Source organism: Saccharothrix xinjiangensis, assembly GCF_039527585.1.
GTDB lineage: Bacteria > Actinomycetota > Actinomycetes > Mycobacteriales > Pseudonocardiaceae > Actinosynnema > Actinosynnema xinjiangensis.
In genome coordinates, this window is record NZ_BAAAKE010000001.1 from 538,950 (window position 1) to 555,248 (window position 16,299).

12 protein-coding genes and 1 pseudogene are annotated in these 16,299 nt (G+C 68.4%); 2 read left to right on the top strand and 11 right to left on the bottom strand.

Annotated elements, in window-relative coordinates; all coding sequences use genetic code 11:
- Positions 1–126: 126 nt before the first annotated feature.
- From ABD223_RS02515 to ssd, 11 genes and pseudogenes are all read right to left on the bottom strand, one after another.
- Positions 127–1,590 carry an exonuclease domain-containing protein gene (locus tag ABD223_RS02515; RefSeq protein ID WP_344034164.1) on the bottom strand — a complete coding sequence of 488 codons (1,464 nt, stop codon included), beginning with the start codon at positions 1,588–1,590 and terminating at the stop codon, positions 127–129.
- Between the two features lie 625 nt (positions 1,591–2,215).
- On the bottom strand, positions 2,216–3,259 hold the full coding sequence (locus ABD223_RS02520) for a hypothetical protein (protein ID WP_344034165.1): 1,044 nt from the start codon (positions 3,257–3,259) through the stop codon (positions 2,216–2,218).
- Positions 3,259–3,570: a type VII secretion target gene (locus ABD223_RS02525; protein WP_344034166.1), complete on the bottom strand. Its 312-nt coding sequence runs from the start codon at positions 3,568–3,570 to the stop codon at positions 3,259–3,261. Before ABD223_RS02525 ends, ABD223_RS02520 begins: the two co-directional genes overlap by 1 nt.
- A 9-nt stretch (positions 3,571–3,579) precedes the next feature.
- A complete protein-coding gene (locus ABD223_RS02530; protein WP_344034167.1) occupies positions 3,580–4,026 on the bottom strand; it encodes a YbaB/EbfC family nucleoid-associated protein in 447 nt (148 codons plus the stop codon).
- Positions 4,027–4,056: 30 nt separating this feature from the next.
- On the bottom strand, positions 4,057–5,055 hold the full coding sequence (locus tag ABD223_RS02535) for a DUF6346 domain-containing protein (protein ID WP_344034168.1): 999 nt from the start codon (positions 5,053–5,055) through the stop codon (positions 4,057–4,059).
- Between the two features lie 246 nt (positions 5,056–5,301).
- On the bottom strand, positions 5,302–6,480 hold the full coding sequence (locus ABD223_RS02540; RefSeq protein ID WP_344034169.1) for a hypothetical protein: 1,179 nt from the start codon (positions 6,478–6,480) through the stop codon (positions 5,302–5,304).
- Positions 6,477–7,037: a DUF4365 domain-containing protein gene (locus ABD223_RS02545; RefSeq protein ID WP_344034170.1), complete on the bottom strand. Its 561-nt coding sequence runs from the start codon at positions 7,035–7,037 to the stop codon at positions 6,477–6,479. The genes ABD223_RS02540 and ABD223_RS02545 overlap by 4 nt, the downstream gene beginning before the upstream one ends.
- 141 nt (positions 7,038–7,178) lie before the next feature.
- On the bottom strand, positions 7,179–7,850 hold the full coding sequence (locus ABD223_RS02550; protein WP_344034172.1) for a hypothetical protein: 672 nt from the start codon (positions 7,848–7,850) through the stop codon (positions 7,179–7,181).
- Positions 7,851–7,852: 2 nt separating this feature from the next.
- Positions 7,853–9,823: a DEAD/DEAH box helicase family protein gene (locus ABD223_RS02555; RefSeq protein ID WP_344034174.1), complete on the bottom strand. Its 1,971-nt coding sequence runs from the start codon at positions 9,821–9,823 to the stop codon at positions 7,853–7,855.
- Positions 9,824–10,316: 493 nt separating this feature from the next.
- Positions 10,317–11,165 (bottom strand): annotated as a pseudogene (locus tag ABD223_RS02560) (TadA family conjugal transfer-associated ATPase); the annotation flags it as partial.
- Between the two features lie 494 nt (positions 11,166–11,659).
- Complete coding sequence (gene ssd, locus ABD223_RS02565) at positions 11,660–12,715, bottom strand: septum site-determining protein Ssd (RefSeq protein ID WP_344034175.1); 1,056 nt, start codon at positions 12,713–12,715, stop codon at positions 11,660–11,662.
- Between the two features lie 461 nt (positions 12,716–13,176).
- Here ssd and ABD223_RS02570 point away from each other — a divergent pair, with 461 nt between their 5' ends.
- Positions 13,177–13,989: an HAD family hydrolase gene (locus ABD223_RS02570; protein ID WP_344034176.1), complete on the top strand. Its 813-nt coding sequence runs from the start codon at positions 13,177–13,179 to the stop codon at positions 13,987–13,989.
- Between the two features lie 544 nt (positions 13,990–14,533).
- Positions 14,534–16,294 (top strand): glycoside hydrolase family 3 protein, encoded by a 1,761-nt coding sequence (locus tag ABD223_RS02575; RefSeq protein WP_425563910.1) that lies wholly within the window; start codon positions 14,534–14,536, stop codon positions 16,292–16,294.
- The last annotated feature ends 5 nt before the right edge of the window (positions 16,295–16,299 follow it).

Consider the following 16,299-nt stretch of genomic DNA (forward strand, 5'->3'; position numbering starts at 1 on the left):
TTCAGCTGCCTGGTCCGTTCGTCGTGAGCGGCGGCACGTCGCGGTGGCCCTGCGCGACCCGACGGGTGTGGAGGAGTCGTCGTCCGCCTCGGCAGCCGGGTCCAGGACGTTGCGAGAGATCGCGTCTCACGCACCGAGGACGTGGTCCTCGGCCAAGTTCTCCGCCTCGTCGAAACGTCCTTCCTCGGCCAGCCGCAGGATGGCCCGGCACATGGCGTCGGGGGCGCAGTGGGCGGTGTGGTTGATGTCGTAGAAGGCCATGGCCCGCGCGTTGGCCGAGTCGGAGTGCTGGGGCTCCACTACCGCAGGGCACAGCGCGCTAGGGTCGATGCAGATCCAGCTCTCCAGGTTCATTCCTCCGGGGCAGTCCTGCCAGTCGTGGTACGGCTCGCCACCGTGTGCATCCGCTCCGTCCGGATCGACGAGGTCGTAGTCGATGGGGACCGCGGGGCGCGGACGGTGTGGGGCCGGCAACGACGGCCGTGCACGATGCCGGACCGGCTTCGACGTCGAGGGCTGCATCCCCGGCGCCTCCACGTGCACGTTCCAGCCCGGCCCCATCACGGCCGCCACAGCGTCGCGCAGCAGTCCCAGGTTGCGTTCCTCGGCCAGTCGACGGGCGATCGGGGCGGATTGGTGCCGCACGATGAGCGTGCGGTCTTCGATCAGGTCCGGTACGACGTTGGTCAGCATGGCCTCGGCGGACCGGCTGTGGCTCCTGATCTGTTCCAGCATTCGTGGCCATGCTTCGCGCATGGCGTGTGCGTCCGGGCCGGTACCGGCCTGACCGACAGGAGTGCTCGGCGGTGCAGGAAGGGAGCCCGCCATCGACCGCAGCCGGTCGAGTGCAGCCCGACAGTCTCCTGCGGCCCGGTGCCCGCCCTCCAGCTTGTGGTTGCGGAATCCGGAACCCCGGCTGTTTCGGTCGCCGGCCCAAGCAGCGTGGCGGCGCATCGCGCACTCCCATGCCCCCACCAGCCACGCCGGTTGCGCGGTACCGCCCACGACCTGCCGGTGCTCGGCGCGGAGGCGACCCTGGTCGAACGGTGCATTCCACGCGATCACCGACCGGTCCCGCAGCAGTTCGTCCAGGCGCGGCCACAGCTGTGCCATCGTCGGTGCGCCGACGAGCATGGCCGCGGTGATGCCGTGGGTCTGCTGGGCCCTGGGGTTGATCACCGCGCCTTCGGGGTCGACCAGGGTGTCCAGCAGTACGGTTCCATCGGTGGCCAGCACGGCGATCTCGATCACCCTGCCGTGGTAGTCGGTGGTCTCGGTGTCCAGGACGACCGCCGACGGGTCGCGGAGTACGCGTCGCGCCCAAGCCGCCACGTCCTCCCCGCCCTCCGGCCGGGTGTTCGGCGTGGAATCGTGCACCGGGAGCGAGTCCCACCTCGGAACGGACGTCGGCGGTGCCAGGGGGCGAGCCGAACGCACGTCGTAGAGCACCGTGCGCCACACGTCGCCCTCGAACACCCTCTCCAGCCAACCGCCTGCGACAGCCGGATTGCCAGGCCGCAAACCCGATCGCCGCAACTGGTCCGTCGTCTTCAAGTGCTCGGGCATACGGCCCTGGTACACCGTGCTCACCGCTCGCGCCTCCTCGCCCTTCTCGATGTCGCGATCAGCATGGCCTCGGACACCCATAGAGACAGGCGACACGCCGCACGGGACACCACACACGTGTTCGATCGGGGAACACCCCTACGCCGGTGAATCGCTGCCGTGCCACCACATAGAGGCCGGCACCCGCTCTTTCGGAATCTGCGCTCGTCAAGAGTTCTCCACCGATGCTCCACAATAACAGTAACGCAGGAACGTTAGATTGTAGGGTGCACCATGTACAGTGGGTGCAAAATACGACGGCCACCCACATAACCTTCATAGCCGCAGATTTGCCTTACCGCGGCACTCGACCACACCTTCACTGTTCCCTATTGCGTCGAAAATGTCCGATTGCCTACCTCGCAGGCCCTAGCCCGCAGAGTTGCCGTCAAGAAGAAGGCAACCGCGCGCTTTTGATTCAACAATCCTGCCACTTGCAACGCTGGCGGCTCAGGCCCGCAGTTGACACCTCCGAGTACCAACTTGCCAGCTACGGCGGAAATTTGTTACTACAGCACAGGGAGAACGCTCAAGCGTACAATTAAAACCCGCTTCCATGACGCGAGCAGTGCGAGATCACGAACATGCCAAGTCCGCTCGAATTGTGCGACTACTTCTCCCTCTTGACCTCTTGCTGACCCTTTTCATAGTTCTCATCCCAGTTTCCACCTTCCTTAAACAACTCGGAACCAGCTGCACGACCGAGCGATGCAGTATTGATCGTATCCGCGAATCCATCGCGCCCACGCGGGGCCATGATGTCGTCCGTCCTGCTGGCTGCGTTCTTTAGCATGTCTTCACCTAACGTAACCTTGTCGCGGATAGCGTTGTTGATCCGAGACAAAGGCTCCTCGATCTTCTTCACCGCAGCGTGGTTCTTACCGATCGCCTGACCGACACTGTTGGCCTTGCGACCGATACCAACCGCAGCCTTGGCGAGCGCGTCCGACACTCCTTTAAGGTTATCGAACTTGCGAACGATCAGTGCAAGCTTCATCAACAGCTTACTCACCTTGCCCGCGATCTTGCCTGCAGTCGCCGCTGCTCGTGCCACCGCCCACCCGGTGAACGCGGCGATCGAGGCCCCGAAGCTGCACCAACTCGTCGCGATCGCGGTCGCCGCAGCGATGAGGAACTCCGCCACAACATCAGCAATAATGTCGCGGATAACCCCACGAACCGCAGCAACCAGCATTCCGGTAAACCGCACACCGGTGGCAACTGCGTCTGCAGTACCCTCCAACGCCTTGATCTGGTCGGCGAGCGTGGCCGCGGCCTTGCGGTAACCATCGCCGGATGCACCAGTCCACGTTGAGGTCTGACTAGTGGCGATCTGCGCATAGTCGTTGCCTACCTCCACGCACGCCTTCGCGACTTCACCCCAGGTGGCTGCGACGACATTGATCGCACCTGGATCGCCAGCGAGGTCATCGAGCGGTTCCTTGAGGAATGACACGTGCTCGATCAGCCAGCCGATACCCGCGCCCCCGAGCGTGCCCAGCGGGTTGGCAATGAATCCGAGTAAGTCCAGGCTCGCCGCAACACCATCGAACGCCCAATCACTGGGGTTTTTGAGGTCTTCGGCGCTCTTCCAGACGGAGTCGATGATACGAGCACCCTCGGTGGCGTTGTCAGCACTGACGTCAAAAACCATCATTCCCCCATGAATTTGCCGAATAGCTTTGCGTGGTCGTCGTCGGTCTGCTGGGTGGTATCTGCACAGTCGCGCAATGCGTCGGCAATATCGGGGAGCGCCGAGGCCAGTTCGTTGACCGATTTAGCGATCAACGCGATGTGAATGCGCACGGGCACGCTGAACACCTGACCGATGAGCCCATAAGTCTCGGTACCAAGTTCTACGCTCTCGCCTCGCGTAGCCACCTTCGCGAGCTCCGCGCCTATCGACTGCACATTGACAGCATGGTTTATTATATCTTCGGGCACCATTTCAAAGCTTTCCGACATTGGATTCCCTTACCGGTAGATGGTTCCGAACGGTTCATCATCGTTAGGGTTTCGCGGTCGCTGCCACTGCTGCTGCCGATCTTCGACTTCTTCCGGCTGCTGCGCCGCAGTGACCTGTTCGCGCAGGAAGTCCATGGCGGCAGTGTCACCAATCAGAGGTCGCATCGTTGCCTCCATCTTCTCGGCAACGACCGCATGCCCCCTGCTGATGGTTTCAGTGATCACGGCAGCCAGCCGGTCATGAGACATCCTCATTGCCGAAGGCTTCAGGCTCAGCTTTTCCAATCGACCACCCGGCGCCATCGTCACAGCGACCGAACGGTCCGGACTGCTCACATGTGCTCGCAACGCTTTGAGCTGAGCCTGCGTCTCCTCGGCCCGCTGTTGAATGTCGTTAACACGACGCACGTACTCGTCAAGGCGCTGCTGTCCAGCACCCATTTCCGCGGAGCTCATGCCTGATGAGGTTAGAGCACAAAGCTCTCTCTACCTGTCAACCAGTTGGGTGACCATGCCCTTTGCAGACTGCCGGGTGCTGACCGTGATGATCAACATTGCCAGCAGGACGACTGCGTCTCTACCGCCTGCTAGCCATACTAGGAGTGGAGCTTCTGCAGGCACAGAGAGCGAGGCCTTGACGATCGCGCCCGCCACGAGCATCCCGATCAATACAGTCGGTACCCAACTAGTGCCACCGTCGGGCACCGGCGTCCTTGAGTCGAGGTACGGCTGTCCGTATCGTACGATCCGCGCGGCATCCTTGTGCACACTGTCCGCGATCACCCCGACGAATGCGGCTACCAGCACGGCGAACCCCGCGAGCACTCCAGAGGGCGGGTCGACAAGCCAGGCGTCCTCCAACTCAGGCCACGGCGATACGAAGGCGCCAGCTCGACGCGGCGCATCGAAGAACGGCATCGACGCCAACCCCTCCGCCGCTGCTGTGGCGAGCCCGAGCCAGGCGTACAGTCGCAGCCGCCGGACACGCCGCGTAACAGGAGTTACCCTCACGTCCTTCTTGGTCACCGGCCACTGTTGCTCAGGCTCCTTTTTCTTGCGCTCACCGGTCGGAACAACGAGCAGAAGAACCGCCGCCCAGGAAAGCCATGCGATCAGCAGCCCGAGTACTACGGCCGCGAGCGGCCCGGCGAGAAACCACCGCCCGCTGTCGTTGCGCCCGGGATCCCGGTTCGACAAGAAGACCGCGACATCACGCTCACCTGGCTTAAGCTGCCCAGGCGGGAACGCGAGTTGCTGAGTATGCCCGTCCTCCCAACGCACGTCGGCAGTGCACTCGTAGCTGGTGCCGAACCCCCACCTCCCGATCGGTCCGTGCTCGGTACACGACGACACGGTGGCGACGCCCACCTGTCTCGCGTCGACCGACCCCACCAGGACGTCGGTGGTTCGGACCGTCGTGGTCAACACCAGGAAGACAGAAACGGCGGCTACAGCGAAGGTCAGAGCTAAGACGAGAGCGCGCACAGTGACACCATAGACACCAAACGTGTGGTCCGAGCCCGGCCGTAAGTAGTCAACTTGCCGGTGGGCACCAAGATCCGCAGGTGTACTTCCTTCACGCCATCCGCGTGTACGCCGGAGTAGCCTGTGCGCGCGCCATGTGGCAGTGAGCACAGGGGCGACGACGACAGTCGGGCGATTCTCGGTAGGCACCATGTGTGATCGGGCAACGCATGGAGACAGAGCCGTACGGAACCGCTTGCGCGTGTTCTAGAGATGTTCGCCGCTGTGGTGCCGCAGGAAGCCGTCGTCGACGACCGGATCGCTTAGGCGCCAGCCGCGTCCTTCACGCGACAGGTCTCCGGTGACGGTGAAGGGGAGTTTGCTCCGGTACGCCAGGATGGCCCAGTCGTGGTCCTGGCCGGTGACGGTCACGTTGACCGCGCGGGTCTTGCCGCGGACGTCGGCCACCAGCACGATCGTGGCGGATTCGGGTTCGTCGGGTGCGGTGTCCTCGCGAGTGAGTGACCGGACGGAGCCGATCAGGGTTTCCCGTCGTGGTGGTTCCTCCCGTCGTACCAGCCGTTCGCGCACTTGGGGCAGTCCGTTGATGGCGTCGCGGTCGAGAACGATGGCCCGGGTGCCCACGGCAGGCGCGGGTTCGCTGGCTGCCCAGCGGAACGACAGGTCCAACGACCGCAGCGACTGCGGGGCCGTGATGTCCTCCAGCGACTCCACCACGCCGGCGCTGAGGCCGAACTGGGCGGCGGACTCGATCACGGACTCGTCGAGTGCGCGGGTCAGGTTCCGGGTCGTCTCCAGCGCCTGGGCCAGGGTCTGCATCGCGGAGCGGGAGAAGGCGGGGGCCACGGTCGGCTGTGCCGCGTCCGCGGCCGGCGCGGGTTCGGCGGGGTCTCCGAGGCGGGCGAGGATGGTGAACACGAAGCTGCCTCGTTGGGTGTGGCCGAGGCGGACGTCGTGGTCGAGGAAGTCGTTTACGACGTTGGACCGGCGACCCTTGTGGGAGTGGTTGGGGTCGTGGGCGGTCGTCGCGGCGGCCTTGAGCATCTTGTACAGCGCGTCGATCGTGGTCTCGGCCTGCTTGAACGGGATGGTGCCGTCGGCCATGGGTTGATCGAGCCGGACGAAGAACAGGTCCGCACGGGCGGAGACGATATGGTCGGCCAACTGTGACGCACCGACGCCGTAGACCTCCGACAGCGCGATCAGGGCATCCTGAAAGCGGTCGGCGAAGTCGGCGTATCCGGTGGCCAGCGGCAGCATGATGCGGGCGAGGTCGCCGCGGGCTCCCGGCAGGCGCCATATCTCACGGACGGCGTCACGCCGGGACTCCAACTGCCAATCGTGGCTGGCCAGGTACTGCGATACCGCAGACGGGGCGAGTGTGGTCGCGAGTTCGCGGTAGTCGTTCGCGGTCGATGCGCTCACCAGTCACCTCCGTCCCCGATAGCAGCCATGATGGCCTCCAGGCCAGCGACATCAAAGAGGTTACTGCGCGGTAGGTGCACTGTCCTGCTGTCCTGTCCCGGGAGCAGGTCACCGAGGTTCGTGGCGCGTTGGTAGTACAGGCGGCTGTGGGTGAGCAGGCGTTCGTCGTCCTGGTCCAACCAGTCGTCGCCGTCAACGGGGACGAGCAGGACGCCGAGATAAGCGGGGATGAAGCGGTCCGGGGAGACGAGCTTGGTGTACGCCTTGGCCTTCATCGGCCACGCCAGGTGATCGGCTGCGAGGTAGCGGTGCTGGGTGGTGCACTTGAGCTGCAACTCGAACTGGGGGCCGTAGAACTTCTTGTAGCGGACCGAGGAGGCGATGGTGATGTCGACGCCGTCGTAGTCGGTGGCGTGGGTCTTGATCCAGCAGCCCGCCGCCGCCGCGACCATGTGCACGAATCCCAGGCTGAACTGTTCCTGGCGCGCGGACTTGGGCAGACCGGTGTCCGCCTGGTCGTCGACGTCGTCGTGCTGCTCCGTGTCTACCCCGGTCATGCGTACCTTTCACCGCCTGCCCTGTGGTCAGCACGATGCCACGGCAGTTGGGGTGACACTCGACGGTGGTTCTATTCCACCTGATCGGAGCATCATCGCGGTGCCGTGGCGTCACCGGTCCGCCACGGCGCGTTGCGGTGGTCAGCTGCTGAGCAGCTTGAGCAGTTCCAGGAGTTCGTCTCGGGAGAGTTGGTTGCGCAGCACGGCGGCGATCTCGGGTATCGACGCGGTCTTCTGCACTCGGACCTTGGGCGGCGGTTGGCGGAGCCCTGAGTCGATCATCGCCTTGTTGGCGGACATCTCTCCGGCGATGACCTTCGCGTGGTACTCCGGTGCGTCCTTGCGGAGTCGGCGCAACGCGGCCTGCCGCGATGTGCCTGTCGGCCGAGAGGGGGCAACTTCGTTGATATTATCAACGAAGTTGCCTGTGTCTTCCGTGTCTGTGGACGGGTGGTCGCCATCCGGTTCGGCGACCACGTCGATCCGTTCGGGTGCGCGGGCCGCCGCGAGGTCACGGCGTTCGCCCTGGTGCGAGCCCAGTGCCTGGTCGAACCTGTCGAGCAGTTCGACATCGGAGGCGATCAGCGATTTGATCCGCGTCGGAGTCGTGTTGAGCCCTTTGGGGCTGGTGACGAACTTGGCGAACGAACTGAACTTCACGACGCTGCCGTCGGCGTAGACGTACTCGCGCCAGGGTTCCTCGTCGATGAGGCGGCCCAGGCCGAGCAGGACCGTCTTGAGCCCGTCGGTGCCGTACTTGAGAGCCTCGCCTGTGGCTCTCACGATCCGCCAGTTGTCCTGCAAGTCCGCCACTGCTAGCGCCCCCGGTCCATGTCGGTCACGATCCGCAGCAGCTCCTCGAGCTGGGGGATCGTGGCCTTCTCGCGCTTCTCGACGCCGACTCTCCTGTTGAGCTCGCCGTTGAGGGCGCTGTACTCGATCCCCTTGGTCTTGCACATCCGCTTCACAATAATGTTGATCTGTTGCCGGAGCGCGGAAACCTTCTTGTAGTTCGGCACCGCGGGTGCCGCCGGCGCGGCCGGCGCGGCCGGCGCCGGCGGGGCCACCGGCTCCGTCGTCGGCGTGGCCATGTCGAACAGCATCCCGGGCGCCGCCGGCACCGCAGGGGCCTGCGCAACGACCGCCGCCTCCGACATGATCTTCGCGGTGAGTTTGGCCGCGAACGCCACGTTGGTGGAGGTCGGGGTGAAGCCGAGTTCGGTGACCCGGCGCGTGGCCTCCTCGATCGACGGCGTCAGCCACTGTTCGCCGGACAGGATGGTCGCGTGGTGCTCGGCGCGCGTGGAGTCCAGGGGGATGATCCCCTGCGGTTGGGTCGACCCGCCGCCGCCATTGCCCGCGGGGACGTCGTCGTCCTTGGCCTTGTCGGACAGGGCGTGGTCGATCTCGCGTTCGATCTTCTTCGCCATTTGGATCATCGACGGCAGCGACGGGATGAACAGCGTGGCGATCGACGTGTCCGGCTCGCCCGAGGGGCTGCGGCGGGTGCGGACGAACCTGCCGACCACCTGCCGGAAGAACAACTCGGCTTCGACGTTGGTGGCCCACACGCCGACGATCAGACGGGGGATGTCCACGCCCTCGGAGACCATCTTCACCGCGACGAGCCAGGGATCGCGGCTGTTGGCGAACGCGGTGATCTTGTCCGACGCGAACGGGTCCTCGGAGATCGCGAGTACGGGAGCCCTGCCGGTGATACTGGTCAGCACCTCGGCGTAGCGCTTGGCCTTGGCCTGGTCCTCGGCGATGATCAGACCGCCCGCGTCGGGGGTCTCCTTGCGTGCGTCGATCAGGTCGCGATGGGCCTGCTCGATCACCGAGGGGATCCACTTCCCGTCGGGGGCCAGGGCTGTCCGTAGTGCGCGCTTGGCTTCCTTGGGGTCCTGCTCGTTGTGGATGCGCCCGCTCGTGGTGACCCCACCGGCGTCCCAGGTGCCTTCCCCGTCCAGTGCGGGGAACACGATCGGGCGGACCACGCCGTCGGAGTCGACCAGGGCGTCGCCGTAGTTGTACTGCACGTCGGACTTGGAGACCAGAATCCCGTTCTCGTCGGGTTCGTAGGCCACGAACGGGATCGGGTTGTCGTCCGAACGGAACGGGGTTCCGGTGAGCAGCAGTCGTTTGGTGGCGTTCTGGAATGCCGTCTTCACCGCATTGCCCCACGACCGGTCCTCTCCGGCGTGGTGCACCTCGTCCAGCACGACGAAGGCGCTCTGGCTCATCCGCCGGTACACGTGTGGCTGGCTGGCGACCGCACCGTAGGTGACCACCACGCCGTCGTAGGTCCTGTTCACGGCGAGGTTGGAGTTCTCGAACTTCGGGTCGAGCTGCAACCCGAACTGCGCGGCGGCGTTCGCCCACTGGTAGCGCAGGTGGCTCGTCGGCACGACGATCACGATGTTGCGGCAGCCGCGACGGAAGTGTTCGACCGCCGCCAGCGCGAACGTCGTCTTCCCGGCGCCCGGCGTGGCCGTGACCATGAAGTTCGGCCCCGGCGACAGGTCCATGGCGTCGAGGGCCCGCTTCTGCCAGGCGCGGAGGCGACGTTGGGTCATCGTGGAGTTGCCCTTCTTCCGATTGCATGGCGGACACAGCGCCTGGCCGTTGACGACATCGGTGACGCCACCCCTGCTGTACGGGATCACGTGGTCGCCGTGGAATCCTGTTTCGAGGTCAGCCCCGCACGCCTCGCAGCGGCCATCCGCGGTGAGGTACAGGGCAATGCGCTCGCCGCCGTTGAATGCCCGTCGCTCCCCCGCACTCATGGACACCTCCGCGATCGGGATCCCTCCGGGTCGAGGGCTGCCTGGTCATGGCGGTCGGCGCCGACGCGCCGTCAGGATCGCCTGTCAACTGTGGAGACCCGAGGTCACGAGGGCTGACCGAGGAACCGCACCTTAACAGCGGACGACGACAATGTGTGCCCCGCCACGTCCTCGCCGGATCGACCTCACATCCCGCCGGATGTCCAACCTGTGGCTGGAGCGTCGTTCCAGCGGCACCAGACCTCGACCCGCGCCGGGATGACTGCGCGGTGATCGCGGTTGCTCCTAGTGTCGGCGCCGACACCGGGCATGAGGCCGACAGGCGGCCCTAGCTGGGCCGCCCATCGCCATGCGGGATCCGTGCGGTCCCGGCGTGTCCTCCACCCCGGTGCCAGCGGGGGCTGTACCCCTCCCTGCTGAACGATTCGATGACAATGCTGAACTACACGCTGAACGAATCAGTGACGCGCTGAACTTCTTGACGCCGTCTCACACCGCCGTCGTGGCCGGTGTTGAGGGCGGACAGGAGGTCGCACACCTCCGGGCCCCGCACCTCGCCCACGACGATCCGGTCCGGGCGCATCCGCAGCGCCTGGCGGACCAGGTCGCGCATCGTCACCTCGCCCGCGCCCTCGATGTTCGGGCCCCGGGCCAGCAGGCGGACGAACTGCGGGTGTCCGGGCTGGAGCTCACCGGCGTCCTCCACGCAGACCAGTCGTTCGTGGTGCGGCACGCAGCCGAGGAGGGCGGCGAGCAGGGTGGTCTTGCCCGAGCCCGTTCCGCCGACCACGAGGAACGCCTGCCTGCTCACCACGATCGACCGGAGCAGGTCGGCGATCTCCGGGTCGAACGTGCCCTTCGCCCCCAGGGTCGCCAGGTCGTGCGCCGCCGGGCGGAGGACGCGCAGCGACAGGCAGGTCGTCGGCGCGATGGGCGGCAGCACCGCGTGCAGCCGCACCGAGCCGGGCAGCCAGCCGTCCACGTAGGGTGCGGCGTCGTCCAGCCGGCGGCCCGCCGCCACCGCCAGCCGCTGCGCGAGCCTGCGGACGGCGGGCTCGTCGGGGAACGCGACGCCGGTGCGGCGCAGGCCCTCGACGCCGTCGACCCACACCTGGTCGGGCGCGGTGACCAGGACGTCGGTGGTGTCCGGGTCGCGCAGGAGCGGTTCCAGCGGCCCCGCGCCGACGAACTCTTGACGCAGCACGGTGAGCGCGCGCCGGACGTCCTCGTCGCCGAGCACGCCGCCCGCCTCGCCCCGCACCGCCGCCGCGACGGAGGCGGAGGTGAGGGCGGCAGGGCCGTTGGCCAGGCGTTGGCGGACGCGTTCCACCAAGTCAGCCATGACCCGCTCCTCGGTGGTGGTTCCGTTGCGATACAAAGAAAACGGTGTTATCGGTCGGATCGTCGGGAAAGGGCCGGGGTCGAGACCGGGATCGGGACTGCGGTCGGGGAAGGATCGGGTGCCGGGGACGCGGCGGCGAGGCGAACGAGCCGCCGTGCGGCGGGTCGAACACGCCGCCGTGCGGCGGGTCGAAAGCGCCGCCGTGCGGCGAGGCGTACGAGCCGCCATGCGGCAGAGCGAACGCACTGCCGTGCGGCAGGCCGAACGCACTGCCCTGCGGTGAACCGAACGCACTGCCGTGCGGCGGCTCATCGGTGTCCGGTGCAGACCGGCCGAACACCTCCGCGCGCACGAGCCGTGCGAAGCGGTCCTCGATCGGGGCCCGGGAGAACCCCGACGGCGCCGACCGCTCGTCCGGCGGCACGTGCGGGCGGCAGGTGCGGAACCCCGGGCGCGGGCGGTGCAGCGGGTGCCGCACCACGGCTGGTCCGCGGTCAGCAGGCATCGAGCACCGCCAGGACCTCACGGGCCGCCTTGGCCAGCGGCCCCCGCCCGGCGCCCGGGACGCGGCCCTCGTCCAGCGCGGCCGCCAGCCCCGGCTCGGAGCGCATGGTGGCGAGCAGCGGCAGGTCGACCGCGTCCACCACCTCGGCCGTCGACAGGCCGCCGGGCGCCGGGCCGCGCACCACCGCGCGCAACCGCACGCCGCGGGCCGCCACCTGCTCGACCAGGCCCTTGGCGGCCATGCACGCCTTCACGTCCGCGGGCACCACGAGCACCGCCAGGTCGGCCCGGTCCAGCGCCGCGCAGGCGGCCCCGGTGAGCTGCCGCGGCACGTCGCACACGACCGTCCCGCCGGCGCGCCTGCCCGCCTCGACCACCGCCGCCACGGCCTCCGGCGCGGGGCCGGGGCCGGTCCGGCCGCAGGACAGCACGGACAGCCTGCCCGGCCCGCGCTCGCGCCCCGGCAGCGCCGAGTGGAGCGCCGCCGCCGGCACCCGCCCCTCCTTGAGCTGCAACGTGGACCAGCGCAGGCCGTCCTGCCGTTCCGCGCCCAGCAGCAGGTCCAGCCCGCCCGCGAGCGGGTCGCAGTCGACGAGCAGGGCCCGGCCGCCGGCGGCCAGCACGGCCTGGCCCACCGCGACCGCCAGCACGGAAGCCCCCGCGCCACCCCGCGCGCCCACCACGGCCAGCACCTTGCCGTCGCCCGCCGAACCCTCGACCGCGTCGGCCAGCGCCGCGCCCAGCCCGACCACGCCGTCGGGCAGCTCGAACACCTGCTCCGCGCCCAGGGCCAGGGCGCACCGCCACGTCCCCGAGCCCGGTGGACCCCCGCTCACCACCAGCACGCCCGGTCTGCGCGGCAGCTCACCGGCCGCGCACGCGGCCACCGCGTCCTCGTCCAGCACCACCGCGGGCGCGCCGGCCCACCGGCCGCGCAGCTCGCCCACGTCGGCCACCCGCTCCAATTCGCAGCCCGCCACCGCCGCCGCGTGCAACACCTCGTCGACCAACACCTCGTCGGCTACCAAGGCCACCGGTCGCTTCATCGCCCCTCCCGGGCAGGAGTCGTGGATCTTCGGGTTCCACGGTCTCGGGCGGTGAGGAAGGACACAACGGAGCAAGATCAAGATGTGGACAACTCGGTGGCCTGTGGACAAGTCGCCTGGACTCGCCCGGCGCGCACCGCGGATGCGAAAAAGCTTCAGAAGCCGATGGAAACCGCCGCGAACGCGTTCGGCGGTCCGGCGAGGGGGCCGGGGAACCGACCCCGGACATGGGACGACCCCCGCCAGGGGGGAGGGACGGGGGTCGTCGATGGTTCAGTCCCGGGGGGTCGGACTGAACCTGTCCGGTCGAGCCGGACCCATCTACTGTATCCCCCTGGGCCAGGGTCTTGCGTGTCTTCCGTTAGAGGGACGCGGAAAATTCGGTGGACCGCACACTCAGTTCGTAAACTGCCGAACGACCGCGAACGGGCCCGCACCGCCACCCGGCCTAAGCTGGACCGGTGACCGATCTCGCCACCGAAGGCAGTCGCGTCGCCGCGTTCTTCGACTTGGACAAGACGGTCATCGCCAAGTCGAGCACGCTGGCGTTCAGCCGGCCCTTCTTCCAAGAGGGCCTCATCAACCGGCGTGCGGTGCTCAAGAGCGCCTACGCGCAGTTCGTCTTCATGCTGGCCGGCGCCGACGCCGACCAGATGGACCGGATGCGCTCGCACATCACCGCGCTCTGCGAGGGCTGGGACGTCGGGCAGGTTCGCTCGATCGTGGAAGAGACGCTGCACGACATCGTCGATCCCCTGGTCTACAAAGAAGCCACGCAGCTCATCGGCGAGCACAAGGAGCAGGACCACGACGTCGTCGTCGTGTCCGCCTCCGGCGAGGAGCTGGTCGCGCCCATCTCCACCATGGTCGGCGCGACGCTCAGCGTGGGCACGCGGATGGTCGTCGCCGAGGGCCGCTACTCGGGCGAGGTCGGCTTCTACTGCGCGGGCGAGAACAAGGCCATCGCGGTCAAGCAGCTCGCCGACCAGCACGACTACGACCTGTCCCGCTGCTACGCCTACTCGGACTCGATCAGCGACCTGCCGCTGCTGGAGGCGGTCGGCCACCCCACCGCCGTCAACCCGGACCGCGCGCTGCGCAAGGTCGCGGCGCAGCGCGGGTGGCCCGTGCTGACCTTCTCCGACCCGGTGTCGCTGCGGGCGCGCATCCCCCGCCCCTCGGGCACGGCGGTCGCGGTGACGGCCATCGGCCTCGGCGCGGCGACCGCGGCCGGCGTGGCGTGGTACGGCCTGCGCCGCCGTCGCCGGAGCTGATTCACCCCGCGCCCGCCCCGGACAGCGGTACCCGGACCCGCGCGCGGGCGGGAATCCCTGCCCCGGCGGGAAAACCGCTACGGAACGTCGCTTGACCGGTGCACCCCATCGAGCTCTTGCTGTGACGCCGAACACGGATTACAAATGAAGTGCGGACCTCGGGTCGGCCAGGGGCGAAGCGGAGGAGAAGCCTCGCCCACCCCGGCAGAGCTCCGTGCGCGGACTTCGAGACACCCACGCGCAGCACGCCGCGGGAGGCTTGTCGTCTAGGGCCTGCGTACCGGGACGCCGGACGCCGAGGCCAGGTCGGTACGACACGAGTTGCACGCTTGGTAACTCGACAGCCCGCGCCACGGCGGTGGGCCCCTCTTCGGAGGGGCCCACCGCCTGTTTGTGCGCCCTGAACCCCACCAACTTCACCCGATCGAATGGCCGCGCACGACGCGGCCTTGTCGGTGCCCCCCAGCACGATTCCCACGTCGGGCGACCCGTTGACCCGCTCCTGTGACGTGGGTAACTTGCCAAACGTCGCCACTAGTGGTTGATGATTTCCAGTGGGGAGGCCGAAGTGCTCCGTCCGCTCTTCGCCGCCGTCGTGGTCGCGGCCTCCGCCGCGTCCGCGCCGGCCGGCGCGACCCCCGTCCCGGACCAGGCCGACGGCGCCGACCGGGTCCGCGGCGCCACCGCCCTGGTCCGCGGCATGACGCTGGAGCAGAAGGTCGGCCAGCTGTTCGTCACCTACGTGCACGGCCAGTCGGCCGACGAGGCCCACCCCGGCAACCTGCGCGACTTCGGCGTGGCCACCCCCGCCGAGGTCGTGGCGAAGTTCCAACCGGGCGGCGTCGTCTACTTCAACAACTCCAGCTACGACAACATCGACACCCCGCGCCAGGTCGCCGCCCTCTCCAACGGCCTCCAGGCGGCCGGCCGCATCCCGCTGGCCATCGCCACCGACCAGGAGATGGGGATCGTCACCCGCATCGGCGCGCCCGCCACCCAGTTCCCCGGCAACATGGCGCTCGGCGCGGGGCGCAGCGCGCGGGACGCCGAGCGCGCCGCCCGCATCACCGCCCGCGAGCTGCGCGCGATGGGCGTCAACCAGGACTTCGCGCCGGACGCGGACGTCAACTCCAACCCCGCCAACCCGGTCATCGGCGTCCGCTCGTACTCCAGCGACCCGGCGCTCACCGCCGAGCTGACCGCCGCCCAGGTGCGCGGCTACCAGCAGCACCCGCTGTCACCGCACGCGGTCAGCGCCACCGCCAAGCACTTCCCCGGCCACGGCGACACCGCCGAGGACAGCCACACCAGCCTGCCCGTGGTCGACCGCACCGCCGAGCAGTGGCGCGCCCTGGACGCCCCGCCGTTCGAGGCCGCCATCGCCGCCGGCGTCGACTCGATCATGACCGCGCACATCAGGGTGCCGGGGATCGACCCGTCGGGCGAGCCCGCGACGCTGTCCAAACCCGCCATCGACCTGCTCCGCGAGGACCTGGGCTACGACGGCGTGGTCATCACCGACTCGCTGGCCATGGCGGGCGTCCGCCAACTGCACCCCGACGCCGAGATCCCCGTGCTGGCCCTGAAGGCGGGCGTCGACCAGCTGCTCATGCCCGTCAAGCTCGGCGAGGCGGTCGACCGCGTCGTCGCGGCGGTGCGCGCCGGCGAGCTGACCGAGCAGCGCATCGACCGGAGCGTGCTGCGGGTGCTGCGGATGAAGCTGCTGCGCGGCATGTTCACCAGCCCGCCGACCAGCCGGGCGCGGGTCGACTCGACCGTGGGCGCGGCGGAGCACCTGGCCGCCGCGCGGGAGATCACCGACCGCACCGTCACCGCCGTGCGCAACGACGCCGGCGTGCTGCCCCTGGCGACCCGCCCGACCGCGCCGCTGGTCACCGGCTGGGGCGAGACGACGACCCGCACCCTGGCCTCGGCGCTGGGCGGCGCCGCGCTGCCCACCGGCGCCGCGCCGACGGACGCGCAGGTCACCGCCGCGGTGCGGGCCGCGGGCGACGCCGACCTGGTCGTCGTGCTCACCAACGCGCTGTCCCGGCAGCCCGCGCAGCGGGCCCTGCTGACCGCGCTGCTGGCGACCGGCAAGCCCGTGGTCGCGGTGGCCGTGCAGAACCCGTACGACGTGGCTCACACCGACGCGCCGACGTGGCTCGCCACCTACTCCTACGGCGCCGTCGCGATGGAATCACTCGCTCGTGTGATCACCGGCGAGGTCCGACCCAGTGGCGAGCTCCCGGTGGCCGTGCCGGGACCGACGCCGTACCCCTTCGGCCACGGCCTGGGTTGGTGAGGCCG